The organism is Proteus sp. fly-1067 (assembly GCF_040139345.1).
Classification (GTDB): domain Bacteria; phylum Pseudomonadota; class Gammaproteobacteria; order Enterobacterales; family Enterobacteriaceae; genus Proteus; species Proteus vulgaris_B.
Genome location: NZ_JBEEUL010000164.1, coordinates 1 through 601, shown reverse-complemented (window position 1 = coordinate 601; position 601 = coordinate 1). Strand labels below are relative to the sequence as shown.

General features: G+C 42.4%; 1 protein-coding gene. It reads left to right on the top strand.

Annotation, left to right across the window (positions count from 1 at the left end; all coding sequences use genetic code 11):
* Positions 1-2: 2 nt before the first annotated feature.
* A partial coding sequence (locus tag ABN217_RS19775) for an isocitrate/isopropylmalate family dehydrogenase (RefSeq protein WP_349459931.1) occupies positions 3-601 on the top strand: 599 nt, incomplete at its 3' end.

Genomic DNA, 601 nt, shown 5'->3' with positions numbered 1-601 from the left:
CAATGTCTAAGAGCTATCATATTGCCGTATTGCCTGGAGATGGCATTGGTCCAGAAGTTATGGGGCAAGCAAATAAAGTATTAGATGCTATCCGTCAGCGCTTTGGGTTATCGATTACCACTAAAGAATATGATGTTGGCGGCATCGCTATTGATCGTCATGGTAAACCATTGCCTGAAGAAACAGTGGCTGGTTGTGAAAATGCGGATGCGGTGCTGTTTGGCTCTGTCGGTGGCCCTAAATGGGAAAACTTACCGCCTGATAGTCAACCTGAGCGTGGTGCTTTATTACCACTACGTAAGCATTTTAAATTATTCAGTAATTTGCGCCCAGCGCGTTTATATCAAGCTTTAGAAGCGTTTTGCCCATTAAGAGCTGATATTGCTGCTCAAGGTTTCGATATTTTGTGCGTGCGTGAATTAACGGGTGGTATCTATTTCGGTCAACCTAAAGGCCGTAAAGGCGAAGGTAAAGAAGAGTATGCATTTGATACTGAAGTCTACCATCGTTATGATATCGAATGTATTGCCCGTATTGCCTTTGAATCCGCGAAAAAGCGTAATCATAAAGTAACCTCAATTGATAAAGCTAATGTGTTACA